Source organism: Caballeronia sp. LjRoot29 (genome assembly GCF_964252755.1).
Lineage (GTDB): Bacteria > Pseudomonadota > Gammaproteobacteria > Burkholderiales > Burkholderiaceae > Caballeronia.
On sequence record NZ_CAXUPU020000002.1, the window covers coordinates 78,611 to 95,768 of the forward strand.

15 protein-coding genes are annotated in these 17,158 nt (G+C 60.9%); 4 read left to right on the plus strand and 11 right to left on the minus strand.

Annotation, left to right across the window (positions count from 1 at the left end):
- Positions 1–72 precede the first annotated feature (72 nt).
- Entirely contained in the window at positions 73–984 is a 912-nt protein-coding gene (locus ACSQ83_RS02520; protein ID WP_436227129.1) for a LysR family transcriptional regulator, read from the plus strand.
- Between the two features lie 23 nt (positions 985–1,007).
- Here the strand turns inward: ACSQ83_RS02520 and ACSQ83_RS02525 are convergent, their stop codons facing one another.
- From ACSQ83_RS02525 to ACSQ83_RS02560, 8 genes are all read right to left on the minus strand, one after another.
- The gene (locus tag ACSQ83_RS02525) at positions 1,008–2,381 is read right to left on the minus strand and encodes an MFS transporter (RefSeq protein WP_436227130.1); all 1,374 of its coding nucleotides are present in this window, start codon (positions 2,379–2,381) and stop codon (positions 1,008–1,010) included.
- A 117-nt stretch (positions 2,382–2,498) separates the two neighbouring features.
- A complete protein-coding gene (locus tag ACSQ83_RS02530; protein WP_414949273.1) occupies positions 2,499–3,305 on the minus strand; it encodes an enoyl-CoA hydratase/isomerase family protein in 807 nt (268 codons plus the stop codon).
- Positions 3,306–3,308: 3 nt separating this feature from the next.
- Positions 3,309–4,859, minus strand: coding sequence for an AMP-binding protein (locus ACSQ83_RS02535; RefSeq protein WP_436227131.1), 1,551 nt, complete (start codon positions 4,857–4,859; stop codon positions 3,309–3,311).
- On the minus strand, positions 4,852–5,385 hold the full coding sequence (locus tag ACSQ83_RS02540) for a (2Fe-2S)-binding protein (RefSeq protein WP_436227132.1): 534 nt from the start codon (positions 5,383–5,385) through the stop codon (positions 4,852–4,854). The genes ACSQ83_RS02535 and ACSQ83_RS02540 overlap by 8 nt, the downstream gene beginning before the upstream one ends.
- Positions 5,382–6,197 (minus strand): FAD binding domain-containing protein, encoded by an 816-nt coding sequence (locus tag ACSQ83_RS02545; protein WP_436227133.1) that lies wholly within the window; start codon positions 6,195–6,197, stop codon positions 5,382–5,384. The genes ACSQ83_RS02540 and ACSQ83_RS02545 overlap by 4 nt, the downstream gene beginning before the upstream one ends.
- Positions 6,194–9,253 (minus strand): xanthine dehydrogenase family protein molybdopterin-binding subunit, encoded by a 3,060-nt coding sequence (locus ACSQ83_RS02550; RefSeq protein ID WP_436227134.1) that lies wholly within the window; start codon positions 9,251–9,253, stop codon positions 6,194–6,196. Before ACSQ83_RS02550 ends, ACSQ83_RS02545 begins: the two co-directional genes overlap by 4 nt.
- Positions 9,250–9,873, minus strand: a complete 624-nt coding sequence (locus ACSQ83_RS02555; protein ID WP_436227135.1) for a UbiX family flavin prenyltransferase — start codon at positions 9,871–9,873, stop codon at positions 9,250–9,252. Before ACSQ83_RS02555 ends, ACSQ83_RS02550 begins: the two co-directional genes overlap by 4 nt.
- On the minus strand, positions 9,873–11,339 hold the full coding sequence (locus ACSQ83_RS02560; RefSeq protein ID WP_436227136.1) for a UbiD family decarboxylase: 1,467 nt from the start codon (positions 11,337–11,339) through the stop codon (positions 9,873–9,875). Before ACSQ83_RS02560 ends, ACSQ83_RS02555 begins: the two co-directional genes overlap by 1 nt.
- A 262-nt stretch (positions 11,340–11,601) precedes the next feature.
- On the opposite strand from ACSQ83_RS02560, the gene ACSQ83_RS02565 reads away from it, so the two are divergent.
- Entirely contained in the window at positions 11,602–12,516 is a 915-nt protein-coding gene (locus ACSQ83_RS02565) for a LysR family transcriptional regulator (RefSeq protein WP_414949262.1), read from the plus strand.
- Positions 12,517–12,531: 15 nt separating this feature from the next.
- Here the strand turns inward: ACSQ83_RS02565 and ACSQ83_RS02570 are convergent, their stop codons facing one another.
- The gene (locus ACSQ83_RS02570) at positions 12,532–12,924 is read right to left on the minus strand and encodes a VOC family protein (protein ID WP_436227137.1); all 393 of its coding nucleotides are present in this window, start codon (positions 12,922–12,924) and stop codon (positions 12,532–12,534) included.
- 26 nt (positions 12,925–12,950) lie between these two features.
- Positions 12,951–13,319: a YciI family protein gene (locus tag ACSQ83_RS02575; protein WP_414966795.1), complete on the minus strand. Its 369-nt coding sequence runs from the start codon at positions 13,317–13,319 to the stop codon at positions 12,951–12,953.
- A 218-nt stretch (positions 13,320–13,537) separates the two neighbouring features.
- On the opposite strand from ACSQ83_RS02575, the gene ACSQ83_RS02580 reads away from it, so the two are divergent.
- Positions 13,538–13,966 carry a DUF6232 family protein gene (locus tag ACSQ83_RS02580; RefSeq protein ID WP_414966796.1) on the plus strand — a complete coding sequence of 143 codons (429 nt, stop codon included), beginning with the start codon at positions 13,538–13,540 and terminating at the stop codon, positions 13,964–13,966.
- Positions 13,967–14,072: 106 nt separating this feature from the next.
- Positions 14,073–14,402, plus strand: coding sequence for a hypothetical protein (locus ACSQ83_RS02585; protein ID WP_414949256.1), 330 nt, complete (start codon positions 14,073–14,075; stop codon positions 14,400–14,402).
- A 96-nt stretch (positions 14,403–14,498) separates the two neighbouring features.
- Here the strand turns inward: ACSQ83_RS02585 and ACSQ83_RS02590 are convergent, their stop codons facing one another.
- Positions 14,499–16,949: a glycogen/starch/alpha-glucan phosphorylase gene (locus tag ACSQ83_RS02590; RefSeq protein ID WP_414949255.1), complete on the minus strand. Its 2,451-nt coding sequence runs from the start codon at positions 16,947–16,949 to the stop codon at positions 14,499–14,501.
- Between the last annotated feature and the right edge of the window lie 209 nt (positions 16,950–17,158).

Here is a 17,158-nt window from a genome sequence, read left to right on the forward strand (position 1 = left end):
CATGCTGGCGCCGTCCTGAGGCTTGTGGTCTTATTCGTCCTTTGGATCACGCGGATAAACGCGCTGCCGCTCATGGACCTGAAGCAGATTCACTATTTCATCGCGCTGTTCGAGGACGGCTCGGTCACGCGCGCGGCTAAGCGGCTCAACATCGTGCAGCCGGCGCTCAGCATGCAGATATCGAAGCTTGAGGCAGAGCTTCACCAGCCGCTGTTCGAGCGTGGACCGCACGGCATGACGCCGACCGAAGCCGCGCGGCTGATGTATCGGCTATACGTACCCATTATTCGCGATATTGAACACGCCCGCGAGCAACTCAGTCGCAGCGACGTAATTGTTACGGGGCGCGTCGCGCTCGGCATGGTGTCGTCGGAAGCAGAGAGCGTGCTGCCCGAATCGCTCGCCACCTTCGACGCGCTGTTTCCGCAAGTGGAGGTGTCAGTAGCCGACGGTTTCAGCGCGCAATTGATTGATGCGGTCGAGGCCGGGCGCCTGGATGCCGCGGTCATCAACAAGCCGCGCGGACGTCTCTCGCTCGACACGCGTTCCTTGCTCGATGAAGAGATGGTGCTGGTGACCAGCGTCATTCACGGACGGCAGATGCCCGAGGCCATCGACCTGGCTGAACTCGGCGATCTCGAGCTCGTACTGCCCACCCGCCGCAACGGTTTGCGCGGCGTGCTGGATGCTGCGCTTCTCAACGCGGACATAGTGATCCAGCCGAAGTTTGAAATCGATCTGCTGAATACGATCGTGCAGTTCGTTGAACAGAGCAATGTGGCGACCATCTTGCCGCGCGTTGTCGTCCAGCGGAAAGTGGACGACGGCCTGCTGCACGCTTATCGCATTGCATCGCCGGGGATCGTGCGGCATATCGTATGCGTGAGCCACCCGAAGCGGCCGATTGGCGCCGCGACGAATGCGCTCATCGAAATCATCACGGACAACATTCGCCGCGTGACCACGACCGTTGCGCCGCCATAGCTCTCAAGAACAAATCGCGCAAATCAGCCTGGCTGCACCGACCGATTATCGAGCCTGCCCAGCGTCTCCGGCACGATGAACGCGCCCACGAGAAAGATCACGCTGATCACGCCGACGAAGATCGCCAGCGTCATCGGCAACTCGCCCGGGTCCTTCGCCACCAGCGACACGGCGGTCGGCATCATGCCGCCGATCGCGAAGCCTATATTCCACGACAGCCCCGTTCCGGTCGCACGAATCGCGGTGGGGAAACGCTCGTTCAGGAAGATCAGGATAGGCGCATACCCCGCGCTGCCGAGTGCGCTCAACACGACCGCATAGACGGCGATCATGGTGATGCTTTGCGCGGTGGGCAGCAGCAGGAACAAACCGGGCAGCGCGACCAGGCGAACCAGCCCGAGCCAGATAAACGCGCTCTTGCGTCCGATGAACGTGCTCAGGTGCCCCGCCGCCACCGACGCCGCGAGCACCCCGATGCTCGCGATCATCAGGATGCCGGCGGCCGTGCCGTTGGGCACGTGGCTCACTACCTTGAGGAAGGTCGGCAGGTAACCCGAGGTCAGGTAATAACCGCTGCCGCCACCAATCGTGAGCAGCAGGTTGACGAACAAGATGCCGCGATAGTCCCTCGAAAACAGCGTTTTAATTGGTGACCGGATGATTTCCACCGGCGCCGACATGTCGCGCGCGGCGGCCTTTGCGGCTTTCTCAGCCGCGAGCTTTTGCCACAGCGGCGACTCTTCGAGACTATTGAACACGAACAGTCCAAGCACCGAACTGATGATGCCGGTGAAGAACATGCACCGCCAGCCCCACACGTCGAAGAGTTCGCCCGGAAAGATCGACGACATGGTCAGGTACACGATGGAAGCGAGCAACGCGCCCAGTCCCGCGCCGCCACCGCCAACCAACCCGGAGACCGCGCCGCGATACTTCGGCGCGACGGATTCAGTGCCGATGGTATGCGTCGACGCCACCACCCCGCCCACGAACACGCCCTGCACAAGACGCAGTGCGAGGAACAGGATTGGCGCTACCAGTCCGACCTGTGCAACGGTAGGCAGGACACCGAAAAGCGCAGTCGATATCCCCACGCCAACGACGGCGAGAATCATCGCGCCCTTGCGGCCATGACGGTCCGCGTAGGACCCAAACCACGCGGAGCCAAGCGGACGCATGAGCAGAGTCACCGCGAATGACGCGTACACCGCGGCCAGCGAAAGCATGGCATGTTCGGACGGAAAGAACAGCCGGCCGACCACGGGAGCCACGTATAAAAGCACAAACAGATCAAATAGATCGAGTGCCCAGCCCAGGCATGAGGCGACGACTGCGCCCATCACCTGTCGCGTGTTTACTTCGGGCGCGGCGGCGCTTTCCTGTGCTGCTACGGACATTGTCATCTCCTTGAAGGTCGCGGCGCATTCTGTTGAATGACGCCGTGTTTTTTGGCACGTCGAGATGTCGTGCTCTCGTTGGTATTTAAGTGCCGGCGCACCATTCGCGTGTTCATCTCAGCTACCGCGAAACACCGGCTTGCGTTTGCCGTGGAACGCTTCCACGCCTTCACGGAAATCGTCGGATGTACGCAGCCGGCTATAGCTGTGCCCTTCCAGTTCGATAGCAATCGAGAGAGGAGCATCTTCCGTGTCGTTGAGCAGCTTCTTCGCCGTGCGTTGCGCGAGCGGCGAGAACGCACGCAGTTCATCGACGAGTGCATCGGTCGTGGCTTCAAGCTGCGAATCCGCTACGCTCTCCACCGCGATGCCCCATTCGTACGCCTGCTTGCCGGGGATCCGGCGCGAGCGCATCACAATGTCCTTGGTCCTGCCAATGCCCACCATCTGCTGCAGGCGCGCCGAGCCGCCCGAGCCCGGGATCTGTCCGAGCTTCTGCTCCGGCAGAGCGTAGAAGGTTGTATCGGTTGCAATGCGGAAGTCGCAAGCGAGCGACAACTCGAAGCCCACCCCAAAGCAAAAGCCGCGATTCGCGGCGATCACCGGCTTCGAGCAGCGAGCGGGCGCCGCAATATTCCACGCCAGTTTCGACACATGTTCCGGCGATGCTTCAAGGAAGCCCTTGATGTCGCCGCCGCTCGAAAAATGCTCGCCGATGGCGCGCACGACGATCACGCGCACGCGGTCGTCTTCGTCGAGCGCTTCGAACGCGGCGCGCAACTGGTCGCGTGCGTGCATCGAAATGACGTTGAGCGGCGGACGATGCAAAATAATGTCGGCGCGCTCGCGTTTCTCATCGACTTCAATCGAAAAGCCGTCCAGGTCCTGCAACAGCGTCTGGCCGCGATGGGTCAAGTCAGTCATCGGTTACTCCTTCGTTGTTTCTATGGGGTTATTCGTGGTGTCGATGTCATATTCACCGGCAGATAATTTGCGGCGGAGGATCTTGCCGACAGGCGACTTCGGAATCTCGTCGACGAAAACATAGTCGCGCGGACGCTTGAAATTCACGAGGTCCGACTCGCGGCACCAGGCGTCGAGCGCGTGGGCTTCAACATAATCACGGCGCTTGATGAATGCCACTACACGCTGTCCCCAGCGCTCGTCTTTCACGCCCGCGACCGCCACTTCGTCCACGGCCGGATGCAGCGACAACACCGATTCAATATCGACAGGCGAGATGTTTTCTCCGCCGCTGATGATCATGTCGTCTACGCGGCCGCTCACGAAGAGGTCACCGTCCTGGTCGAAGAAACCGGTGTCGCCGGTGAAGTACCAGCCGTCGCGCAAGGACTTCGCATTCGCGTCCGGACGATTCCAGTAACCTTCGAATGCCTCGTCGCCGAGCAGGTCCGCAATGATCTGGCCTTCCTCGTGCACGGCCGCAAAATCGTTCGGCGATGCTGCGTCCAGCTTCACCACGCGCAGCCGCGTGTTGATGCCGGCGCGGCCGGCGCTGCCGGGTTTGCGCGTGGCGTCCTGGTCGATGCTGAACGTGTAGACCTCGGAAGAGCCATAGTGATTCACGAACAGTTCGGGCTTGAATGCGGCCGACAAACGCTTGAGCAAGCCATCACTCATGGGCGCACCCGCGAAGCCGAGCTTTGTCACCGAACCCGTGCTTGCTTTCGCAAAGCCCGGTGCGGCCAGCAGATCGTGGTAAAGCGTGGGCACGAGATACAGGCAGGTGAGCTCGAACGTGCCGATCGACTCCAGCGCATGGGGTGCGTTCCAGCGCCGCGCGCACACGAACAGGCCATCGACCAGCGCCATGGCGAGCAGCGAGCGCACGCCCATGGTGTGATAAAGCGGCATGACGCCCAGCGTGCGTTCACCGTAGCGGTACAGGTTCTGTGCGACGTGTGCAAGCGCCGCGGCGCGCTCATGCCGGTGACGGCGCGGCACGCCCTTCGCCTTGCCCGTCGTCCCGGAGGTATAGAGGATCAGCGACAGGTCGTCGGCCGTGGCTTCTGTCGTGATGTTCACTGCACGTGCGTTCAGCAACGCGTCGAATGATGTCGTGCCGCGTGCATCGTCCAGCGCGATACGCGGTATCTTCTGCGCCGCCTCGCTTGCATCGACTGCATCTGCGGAAACCGGTTCGAATACGATCGCTTTCGCGCCCGCATCGGTCACGCAGTAGTCGAGTTCGTCAGGCTTCGCGCGCCAGTTCAACGGCGTCATGACAATGCCGGCGAACTGGCAAGCCCAATGCAACGTCGCCATTTCCCAGCGGTTTTGCAGCACGACGAGCAAGCGGTCGCCGCGTACGAGACCCAGCTCGCGCAGACCACCAGCAGCCTTGGCAATGATGCCGTGCCACTTGACGTAAGTCAGCTGCACGTCGCCATCCACGAGGGCGAGCGTGTTCGGGCTGCGTTCGACGCTTTGCAAAAAGGTCCGGCCGAGATCAAGCATGTTCCGGCTCCTTCTCGCTGTTCTTTTTACGTAATGCCGCTACATCAAGCACTGCCGCCACGATCGGCGTATAGCCTGTACATCGGCACAGATGGCCTGACAGCATCTCGCGCACCTGCATTTCCGTCGGGTCCGGCACGCGCTTGAGATAGTCCGCGCACGACATCAGGATGCCGGCCGTGCAGAAGCCGCACTGCAATGCGTGATGACGCTGGAAGGCACGTTGCAGATCGCCTAGCGTCTGATCAGGCGCGAGACCTTCGACCGTGTCAACGCGGCGTCCCTCCGCCTGCACCGCGAGCATCAGGCACGAACGGGCCGCCACGCCGTCCACCTGCACGGTGCACGCACCGCACACGCCGTGTTCGCAGCCGACGTGGGTTCCGGTCGCGCCCAGTTCATGACGCACGAAATCGGACAACAGGTCGCGTGATTCGCAATAGCCCGTACGTTCTCGTCCGTTGAGTGTCACGGTGATACGCCGGCGCTCGCCGCGCGCAAGCGTGGTGGATGATGTCTTGCTCACTTCGCCTCCTCTATTACGCGCCATCCGAGTTGCCTCACCAGATGGCGTCTATACGTTGCGCTGACATGGGTGTCGTCCTGCGCGTTCAGCTTCCAGCTCAAATCGTTCAGCGCGCCACGCAAGTCGTCGCCATGCAGCCTTGGCCATTGCTCGACCACTGGCCGGTCCGCCACGCCGCCTACGGCGATCCTGATCGATGTGTCGGTGACCACGGTGGCGCACGCGACCATTGCGAAGTCGCCGTGACGGGAAGAAAATTCGGTAAACGCGTATCGCTCGCCGGCCCGCTTCAGCGGAAACCGCACGCCTTCAACCAGTTCATCGGGCTCGCGCGCGGTCATCAACATGCCCTGGAAAAAGTCCTCTGCCTTGAGCGCGCGCTTGCGTCTCCTCGATCGCAGCATCACGTCGCCACCGAGCACCGAAAGCACCAGCGGCAGCTCAGCGCTCGGGTCGGCATGCGCGATGGACCCGCATACGGTGCCGCGATTGCGAATCTGAAAATGCGAAATGTGCGGGAACACGAGCGCAAGCAAGGGCACTTCGTCCTGAAGCGTCGGACGCCACTCCACGCTGCCCTGAGTAGCCGCTGCGTTCACGACAAGAGAATCACGGTCGATGCTCACGCGATCGAGTTCCTCCGTGCGAGAGATATCGATCAGCACCCGCGGTTGCGCAAGCCGCATGTTCAGCACGGCCATCAGGGACTGGCCGCCTGCAAGAATGCGGGCCTCTTCACCGGTTTGCGCGAGCGCTTCGAGCGCGTCGTGCGTGGAAAAGGCGCGCAGGTAATCGAATGGCGCCGGCTTCATGACGTTCTCCTGAAACGTGCAACGAGCCGGCCTAGCCACGAACCGCCGCTTTTTACGGGCTTCCCTGCTGCCTGACGTCCCAGTGATTCAAACAGTTGACGCAACACGACCTTCGCCGCGCCTTCAAGCATCCGTCCGCCCACGGCTGCAACCTTGCCCGAGACCTGCGCTTCGTAGTCATAGGTGAGCCGCGTGCCAGTACCAACGGGCGTGAGTTCCACGAGGCCATTGCCACGCGCGCTGCCAAGCGACGACATGCCCGCCCCGGCGAGCCGCAATCGATGCGGCGGATCGAGGTCGGACAGCGTGATCTGCGCTTCGAAACGCGCCTTGATCATGCCCACGCCCACGGTCACATCGGCGCGATAAGAATTCTCGCCATTCGCTTCAAGCGCGTGACAACCCGGGATCACCTTGGCGAGCGCGTTGGGATCGAGCAGCACCGCGAAGATCGCTTCCGGCGATGCCGCGAGATCCACGCTGCCTTGCGCGGTCAACGCCTTGCCGCCGGGCAACACCGGCTTCTTTTGCTGCGTCTCCCGGAACTCGGGCCGCGAAGGTTCGGGATCCTCTATACCCACCAGCGCCATCACCTTTGAAGGCGTCAGGGGCAAACGGATGTCATCGACACCGAGCGCGTCCGCCACTGCATTTGCAATGCAAGGCGGCGTGCTCATGTTGTTGCCTTCGCCCAAGCCCTTAGCGCCCAGCGGCGTAAACGGCGATGGCGTCTCCAGGTGAATGATCATAGGATCAGGCACTTCGCAGGTCGTCGGCATCAGGTAATCGGCCAATGTGCCCGACTGGAAGCTACCGTCGGCACCATAACGAAACTCTTCCATCAGCGCCGCACCGAGCCCCTGAGCGAACGCGCCGCGGATCTGGCCATCGGCGAGTGCGGGGTTCAGCAACGTGCCGGCATCGTGCGCGGTGACATAGCGGTCGATCCGCACGCGCCCCGTTGCACGGTCCACTTCAACACCGCACATATCGAAGGCAAAACCATACGCCGCCGATGTATTGATGCGGTCCTGCTCATCAGGCGCATCCATGTTTTCCGGCGTCCAGAACACCGTCTCGCGCAGACCCGGCTCTTCGCCTTCGGGTAGCAATGCAGGCGCCCAATGCGGTGCATTGCTCGCGACGCGGCCAAAGGGCATTGCATGCGTTTCATCGCCTGCTTTATAGATGCGTCCGCCTTCAAAACGGATGTCATCGGGCTTGCACGCAAGCTGCGATGAAACAATGCGCGCCAGCTTGTCGCGCACGCGCATGGCCGCGAGATGCACCGTGCCCGCGACGGCCCCTGCAAAGCGGCTCGAATAGTTTCCCGACGCCACCGACCACGCATCCTTGTGCGTATCGAACTCCACGTTCACCACGATCTCGTGCGGCGCGAGTCCGAGCACATCCGCCACGACTTGCGCGCAAACGGTCATGTGTCCTTGCCCCGCCGGTGTCGACGCCACCGTCACCACCACGCCGCCAAGCAGGTCGACGCTGACCGTCGCGCTCGCAATAGCACCGCTCTTCGGTCCTGCCTTCTTGCGGGCTTCAGCAGGCATCACCGTCGTGATGTACCCCATGTTCGATATCGACGGCTCGACAATCGCCGCAAAGCCGATGCCATACAAACGGCCTTCCTTGCGCGCAGCGTCGCGGCGCGCCTTGAGCTCGTCGTATCCACCCTCGGCGAGCGAGCGTTTCAATGCTTCCTGATAGTTGCCCGAGTCCAGCAATGCGCCCGCCGCCGCGCGATAAGGGAAGGCATTGGCGGGAACAAAATTGCGCCGGTACACGTCCAGCACGTCAAGCTTCAACTCGATCGCAATACGTTGCATCAGGCGCTCGAGCGCGAAATAAACCTGCGGCCCGCCGAAACCGCGTACGAGGCCCGTAGGCGTCTTGTTGGTCAGGACAACCCTGTTCCGCACCAGCAGCGCGGGAATGGCGTACGCGCCCGTTAAACAGCCGTGCATGCGATAAAACGTGGCAGGCTCCGGCGCGCGCAGATACCCGCCGCAATCCTCGATCTGGTCATAGTTGAGCGCGGTGATCCGGCCATCGTTTTCCACGGCTGCTTCGAGCGTGGTCAGCCGCGCCGTAGCGGAGGTCGCCGCGCTCAGGTGCTCGAGCCGGTCTTCCACGTATTTGACCGGCGCGTTCGCCTTGCGCGATGCCAGGCACATCAGCACGACGTAGGGAAATACGGCCTGCTTCACACCGAAGCTGCCGCCCGAATCGCGCGGCGCCTTGTGACGCAAGCGGTTGGCCGGAACGTTCAGCGCGAGCGCCATCACTGCGTGCAGCGAGAACGGCCCCATGAAATTGGAGGTGACGTCATACCCTTCGTCGCCGGAAAGATACTCGGCGATTACCACGGCACATTCGATCGGCGCGCAGGTATTGCGCGGATAGTGCGCTTCAAGTTTCACGCGATGTGGCGCGTTCCTGAATGCCGTTTCGGGCTCGCCATACCGGAAACTTCGGTCGCTGATCACGTTGGTGTCGACGTTCGGATGCAGCACCGCGGCGTCACTTTTAAGCGCGCCTTCTATCGATGTCACCGGGTCGAGCGTCTTGTATTCCACCTTGATCAGGTCGAGCGCGTCCTCGGCCAGCGCACGCGATTCGGCCATCACCACTGCAACGGGTTCGCCTACGTAGCGCACACGCTCGGTCGCGAGCGCCCACTGTTCCATCTTCGACTTCACCCCGACCACGAACGGACGTGACCACGCGGCGAGATCGTCACGCGTCAGCACTGCTCGAACGCCTTCACATGCAAGCGCCGCGGTGGTATCGATGGAAACCAGTTCGGCATGGGCGTGCGGCGAGCGCAGCACGGCCGCGTGCAGCGTGCCCGGCTTGATCGCAAGGTCGTCGCCATATCGCCCGCGGCCAGTCAGGATGGCGGGGTCTTCAAAACGTTCGAGCGACTTCCCGACGTAAGTGTTCTTCGGCTTCGGCGCGTTTTGCGCCTCGTGCGCTGTGTCGAGCGCCTCTGACGCTCGCGCGTCGACACCGGCAAAGCCGGTCTGTTCGCGCTGGTTCATTCGTCCGCTCCTTCGGTGTGCCGTGCACCGAACTCATCGGCAAGACCGCTCCATCGCCGGGCTATTTCCCGATGCTCAATGCCGAACAGATCGAGAATGCGTCCGACGGTATGGTCAACAACGTCTTCGATGGTTTTCGGATGCGCGTAGAACGCCGGCACCGGCGGCATCACGATCGCGCCCATTTCAGTCGCCATGGTCATGTTGCGCAAGTGCGCCAGATTGAGCGGCGTTTCGCGCGCCACCAGCACCAGGCGGCGGCGCTCTTTCAGCATCACGTCGGCCGCGCGCGTGAGCAGGTTGTCGGCAAATCCATTCGCCACCGCAGCCAGTGTTTTCATCGAGCAGGGAGCCACGACCATGCCTGCGGTGACGAAGGAACCGCTCGCAATCGACGCGCCAATATCGCGGACGTTATGCACGACGTCAGCCATCGCATCGAGATCCTGGCGCGTGATGCCGAGTTCCTGCGCGGCTGTCACCGCACCCGATGCCGACACGATCAGATGCGTCTCGTGCGTACCAATCCGGCGCAGCGCAGCAAGCAGACGCACGCCAATGACCGCGCCGCTCGCTCCCGAGATGCCGACAACCAGACGCGGCTTTTGGTCGGCGCTCATCAACTCTCGCTCAGGTAGGTATCGAAGCCGGCGTTATCGGGCGCGACCAATGTGTCGAGATCGACCGCGTCGTAGCCGGGAATCCGCACGCGGGTGAACACGTGGCCCGAATAGGCCACCGGCCGCGTGGCATCCAGACCCATCTTCGCGCTGATGCCCTGCAGATGCGGAGGGGCATCGTCAGGATGACCAACGGTTGTCGATGGATCCAGCGGCGAGCCTTGCGCGCCTTCGATTAACACAAGATCGCGGTCCGCCTGAAAACGCGTGGCGATCGCCCATTCGATTTCGGCGGGATCATGGATGTCGACGTCGGTGTCCACCACCACGACTTGCTTGATGTCGTAATGCGCGCCGAATGAGCACAGGATCACGTTCTTCGCCTCGCCCTCGCGCTTCTTCGCGAACTGCACCCACAGGTGGTATCGGCATACGCCGCCGACTGAAAGATGCACGTCGGTCACGCCGGGATGACTGCGTTGAAGGTGCGATAAAAGCGTCGCCTCGCGCGGAATGCCGCCGAGCAGCAAGTGCTCCATTTCTGCCGGCACGATGGTGTGATAAACCGGTTTCCGCCGATGCGTGACCGCCGTCACCTCGATCACTTCGCGTGCTTCCTGTGCGCTGTAGTACTTCGGAAACTCGCCGAACGGGCCTTCCGCTTCGCGCACGTCGGGCAGGATGCGGCCCTCGATCACGATCTCCGCGAACGCCGGCACGCGCACCTCGTTTGTCACGCATTTAACGACAGGCAGCGGCGCGCCGTGCAGTGCGCCGGCGATCTCCAGCTCATCGAAATCAATGGGCGAAATGGCCTGGGACGCGAGCATGGTCAGGGGATCGACACCGATTGCGATCGCAATATCGAGCGCATCACCCGCAGCTTCCGCGGTCTTCTGGAACGCATGAAGATGGCGCGGCAGCAGCAAGATCGCCATGCGATCGCGAGCGTGCACCTGGATACGGTTGATCGAAACGTTCTGCACGCCTGTACGCGGATTGCGCGCAATCACAAGACCTGCGGTGATATACGGACCGTTGTCGTGCTCGCTATGAGTGGGGATCGGCAGCAACGCGTGAAGGTCGATTCCGCTGGTATGCACGACCTGCTGGCATGCGGCTTCGCCGGCGGGCACTTCTTTCCATGGCAGAGGATGATCTGCCGCATCGCGGAAACGCTGCAACAGGTCTTTCTCCGCTACGCCCATGGCCTCGGCAATCCATGCGCGCCTGGACATGAAGCCGCTGACCACCGGCATGTCATGTCCACCCGGCGCGAGGAATATTGCTGCCTGCTTGCCGTCGAGCCGCTTCGCCACGGCCGCGAGCTCATGTTTCAGCGCGACCGGTTTAGCGATGGTCGCAACGCGTCCGGTGGCGGAAAGGTGCGCGAGCCAGCCACGCAGCGACAATGTGTCGAAGGGGGTCGTTGCGGGGCCGTTCGTCGCGGCGTCACGTCGATTCATCTGCGTCTCCATCGCGTCTCCTTCATTTCTTAAATCAAGCGTAACGACAACGCGACATAACTTCTAATACTGTTTTTTGATGTTTTCGATCAGTCTCCGTGATATCCGTGTTTGCCCCAATGAAAGTCTTTTGTTAGTGGAATATCAATAGCATGGGGCTTGGGCGCGGTACCCTGCGGGGCGGCGTCTGATAAATAGCGGTTGCTGTATTAGACTTATTGATAGCCCGCACTTCGGACCTGTTCTTTTTGAGGCGACCTACATGGACCTGAAGCAGATTCAGTATTTCATCGCCTTGTTCGAGGACGGCTCCGTCACGCGGGCCGCCAAGCGGCTGAACATCGTGCAGCCCGCGTTGAGCATGCAGATCGCCAAGCTGGAGGACGAACTGCATCAGCAGCTCTTTGAACGCGGCGCGCATGGCATGGCGCCAACCGCAGCGGGACGGCTGATGTACCGCCTCTTTCTGCCGATCATGCGGGATCTCGCACACGCGCGACAGCAACTGGTGCAGCGCGACGAAGTGGTGACGGGGCATGTATCGATAGGCTTGATTGCGTCGGTGACGGAAAGCGTGCTGGCGGATTCATTGTCGCGATTTCACGCTCGTTATCCGCATGTGGAAGTCACCGTGGCAGACGGTTACAGCGCGACGTTTATCGACTGGGTGTCGGGCGGGCAACTCGACGCTGCGCTCATCAACAAACCTCGCTCGCGGCTGTCGCTCGACTCGCAGCCCTTGCTCGATGAAGAGATGGTGCTCGTCACCAGCGCCGTGCATGGGCCTGACTTGCCGCATGTCATCGAGCTTGCGCAGCTTCCTGATCTTGAACTGGTGTTACCCACGAAACGTCATGGCTTGCGCGGCGTACTGGATACCGCCGCGCAGCACGAAGACGTGCTGCTCGCGCCGCGCTTCGAGATCGACGTGCTGAGCACGATCGTCAAGCTGGTGGAAAGCACGCGCTTCGCGACAATCCTGCCGCGCATCGTGGTCGAGCGCGCGGTGCGGCTGGGAACGCTGCGCGTGTATCCCATTCTTGCGCCGCGGATCGTGCGTCATATCGTGCGGATCAGTCATCCGCGACGTCCGCTAAGTGCGGCGGCGGAAGCGCTGATAGCCATCATTGCCGACGAATTGCGGCTGGTGTCCAGCGAGTCGACGATGGAAGCGTGAACGTAGCTGGTACTTCTATCGATCTTCAAGCACCGAAAAAATATTGCCGGCCGGGTCCTTGAACCAGGCAATTACCGGGCCTTCCGAGCCTCGGCAAATCCCCTTGGCATCGGTCTTGAGACCTGGCATGTCGTAGTGTTCGAAATTCACGCCGCGTGCGCTCAGCGTATCGACTGCCTGCTCCACGCTATCGACCGGGAAGTTCAACACGGTGTAGGTTGCCGGCACGTAATCGGCCTTGGGATAGACAAGTACATGGTTACCGCCCGCGAGATGCAGCTTGAGAATGCCCATGGGCTCGCTCGTCACCTTGAGGGCCAGCATATCGCTGTAAAACGCCTTTGCTTCGGCAAGATCCTTCACCGCAAAGCCGCTAAAAGCGTGACTGTCTTTCAATAGCGTTGCCATTGTTTGCTCCTTTAAGATTGTGCAACTCATGCGTCCGACCACGACGCGCGCAACTCCTTCACCGGACGCACTTCCACGCCGCCCAGCCGTGCGCCGGGAAAGCCGGAAGCCACGCGCATGGCGTCATTCATGTCGCGTGCCTCGATAAGAAGAAAGCCGCCCACCTGCTCCTTCGTTTCGGCGAATGGACCGTCCGTGATCGAAACATGCTCACCGCGAACCCGCAACGTGACCGCTTCCTTCGCGGATTGCAGCGCCTGCGCCGCGATGAAATGGCCGCTCTCTCGCAGGCGTTCGTCGTATGCCAGGGATTCGTCGACTAGTGCGTCGTACTGCCGTTTCGACAGATCGTCGAGCACGTGTTCGTCGAAGAAAATGAAGCACAGGAATTTCATCGGTCTCTCCGGTTTGGGTTGGCTTCACCTGCTAGACGCGCGAGCAAAGCCGAAATCGACAGAAAACGCGGTGAAAAAGTTTCGAAATGTAACGGACGGGACGGCGGTGCTTGCCGCCTTTGCGACCGTGTGAGATCTCGTGCGACGATCGGCGGGATGCCGGAGTTGGGCGCGTCTGTTAATCTGCGCCTTTCTTTCCGCCGACAAGACTTCGAACCATGCAACAGGATCTCCCTTTCAACGAACGAGGTATTACGTTTGCCCGCGCCGGCCTGAGCGCGGCGGGCCAGCTCTTTCCGTTGCGTGATTTGCGCGGCGCGACGGTGGTCATGGTGCCAAAGCAGAAGCCCTTGCCGATTGCACTGGGTGTCATTGGTTTGATCGTGGCGGCAACGGGAGGAATTCTCGGTTCAGGACCGGCGTTGCTGCTGGGCGTGATGATCGCGGTAGTGGGATATTTGTCGTGGATCACGCAGGACGTGATCTACAGGATGTACGTCACTACGCCGGCAGGCGAGCGTGAGGTCTTCACGACGAAGGACGAAGAGTTCGCGCAGCGCGTGGCGCAGCTCGTGCGCGAAGGAATTCCGGCAGCGCCTGCTTCCACAGCCACGCCGGGGCCCTCATCTGCGCCCGAGCCGAATTAATACTTTCTTTACACGGACCGCCGCGATCCATGCCTATTGTTAATGCGCGGCTCGCTAAAGTGGTCGTGTTCTAGCCACCGCCCGTCGCGAGACGGTGCACCATCCGATGCTTCAGGCAAGCGTTGCTTCCCCGGTCCGTTCATCTGCCGTTCCTGTGCCCAAGCCGTTCGTACGGGCCACGCGTAAGCTCCAGACGGTTATTGCGTTTGATCTCATCCTGCCGGGGCTTGACTCCAGCGGGCCGCGGCGCGTTTTGCAGAAGGCGTTGGGCGGCGAAGCGCGTATGCAGGTGGTAGCAACAGATCGCCGGCATGAATGCGTCACGTTGCACGTTGAAGTGCCGTCGCGGACGTTAAGCGATGTGATTGGCGTGGTGACGTCCCGGTTTGAGCAGGCAACCTTGGGCCACGCGACGACGTTCACACTGCGTCGCTAATGTCGGTTTTAGTTTTAGTTTTTGGTTTGATCTACTCGCACCGATGGACCTCAAAACCCGTCCACCGGCGCGAGCTAAAACATCAAACGTTAAACGTTAAACGATCAAAGGCTCAACGTGCCAAATATGCTTGGCGTATTCCGCAATCGTCCGGTCTGACGAAAAAATCCCCATCCCCGCGACGTTTTCAATTGCACTGCGCGTCCACGCTTCCTTATCGAGAAATTTCGCATCGACGTCTGCCTGGGCTTTGTCGAAACTCTCGAAGTCCGCCAGCACCATGTAATGGTCGCCCCAATCCACCAGCGTATGAAAGATGTCATAGAAGCGATGCGGCTGGTCCGGCGAAAAGTGCCCAAGCCGGATTTGGTCAAGCGCCAGCTTGAGTTCAGGATTCTCTTCGTAGATATGACGCGGCCTGTATCCGGTCGCCCGCAACGCATCAATCTCTTCGGTTGAGTGCCCAAAGATAAACATGTTCTCGCGCCCGACGGCATCGCAAATCTCGATGTTCGCGCCATCCAGCGTGCCAATGGTCAATGCGCCGTTCAACGCGAGTTTCATGTTGCCCGTGCCCGACGCTTCGGTCCCCGCCATCGAAATCTGCTGCGATAAATCCGCTGCCGGAATAATCAGTTCGGCCACGCTCACGCCATAGTTCGGAATGAAACCGACCTTCAACCGGTCACCAATCAACGGATCGTTGTTGACCTTCTCCGCCACGTCGTTAATCAGCTTGATGATCGTCTTGGCCATCTTGTAGGCCGATGCCGCCTTGCCGGCAAACATCACCACGCGCGGTGTCCACGCCTTCTCCGGCTCCTCGCGAATCCGGTTGTAGCGCACGATCACATGCAAAATGTTCAGCAACTGACGCTTGTATTCGTGAATGCGCTTGACCTGCAAATCGAACAGCGCATTCGGGTCGATGATCGCCCCTGTCTCAAGCTTCGCTCGTGCGGCAAGCCGGACCTTGCTCGCGAACTTCGCGTCATGAAAGGCTTTGGTAAATTCAGGGTCGTCGCGCCATTCGCGCAGCCGGGCCAACTCGAACAAGTCAGTCCGCCACCGCGGTCCAAGCCGTTCATCGATCAACGACGACAGCTTCGGGCTCGCCTGCGACAACCACCGGCGCGGTGTAATACCGTTCGTCACGTTCGTGAAACGCTCGGGGTACATGCGCGCGAAATCGGCAAAAATATTCTGCGTCATCAACTGCGAATGCAGCTTCGACACGCCGTTCACCGTGTGGCTCGCAACAATCGCAAGATGCGCCATGCGTACACGCCGCTGACCGTATTCGTCCACCAGCGAAATGCGGCGGATCAGGTCGACGTCGCGTCCAAACTTTTCGCCCACCTGCTTGAGAAAATCGGCGTTGATATCAAAGATGATCTCGAGGTGGCGCGGCAACAGCCGCGACAGCATTTCCACGTCCCACGTTTCCAGCGCCTCGGGCATCAAGGTGTGGTTCGTGTACGAGAACATTTGCTGAATCAGCTTCCATGCCTTGTCCCACGGCACGTGATGCGTATCGACCAGCAAGCGCATCAGCTCGGGGATGGCCAGCACCGGATGGGTGTCGTTCAGGTGCACCGCCACCTTCTCCGCCAGCCGCCCAAAATGCGTATGCGTGCGTTGATAGCGGCGGATCAGGTCCTGCATCGTCGCGGATACGAAGAAGTATTCCTGGCGCAAACGCAGCTCGCGGCCGGCCTGCGTAGAGTCGTCCGGATACAGCAGGCGCGATACGTGTTCCGAGGTGTTCTTCGCTTCCACCGACCGGCGATAATCGCCCTGGTTGAACGCGGACAGGTCGAATTCATCGGTCGCCCGCGCCGACCAGAGCCGCAGCGTATTGGTCGCGGTCGTGGCGAAACCGGGGATCACCGTGTCGTACGCCATGGCGTTCACGTGTTCCGTATCGATCCATTCGGTCCGGTCATCATGACGGACCGTACGTCCGCCAAAATGAATCACATAGTTCACTTCGGGGCGCGGGAACTCCCAAGGATTGCCGGCGCGCAGCCAGTAATCGGGCGTTTCGACCTGATTGCCGTCAACGATGGTCTGCCGGAACATGCCGTATTCGTAACGGATGCCATAGCCAAAACCGGGAATGCCGACGGTCGCCATGGAGTCGAGAAAACACGCGGCCAGGCGGCCCAGGCCACCGTTGCCGAGCGCGGCATCGGGTTCCAGGTTCTCTAGCGTATTCAGGTCTATGCCAAGGCCGGCAAGGGCTTCACGGACTTCGTCGTGAATGCCAAGGGCAAGCAACGCATTAGTAAACGTCCTGCCGATCAGGAACTCCATTGACAGGTAGTAGACGCGTTTGACGTCTTGCTCGTATTGCTGGCGCGTGGTTTTCATCCAGCGCGCCACTAGCCGGTCGCGGACCGCCAGTTCGGCGGCATGAAGCCAGTCGCGTGGCTGCGCGGTGACGGCATCTTTGCCGACGCCGTACATGAGGCGGTTGGAAATGGAGCGCCTGAGCGCATCGACGGTGCTGTTCAGCTGTTCGAATTCCAGGTCGACGGATGTCATCGAACTCTCCAGAAATGCATTGCTGGACAACGCGCTAGGTACGAGCCGCGTTCTGTCAAGCGGGACGGGGCCGGGTGAACAGGCAGGTTACGCTATTTTTATTTTTTTGGGTATTGGCCGCGGGGGCCGTGGAACTGGCACGACATCCGCCGGCAGTCCGTCCTTTGTCGCATTTCCGTCATCGGAAGCAGTTGAGCTGATCTTGAAAC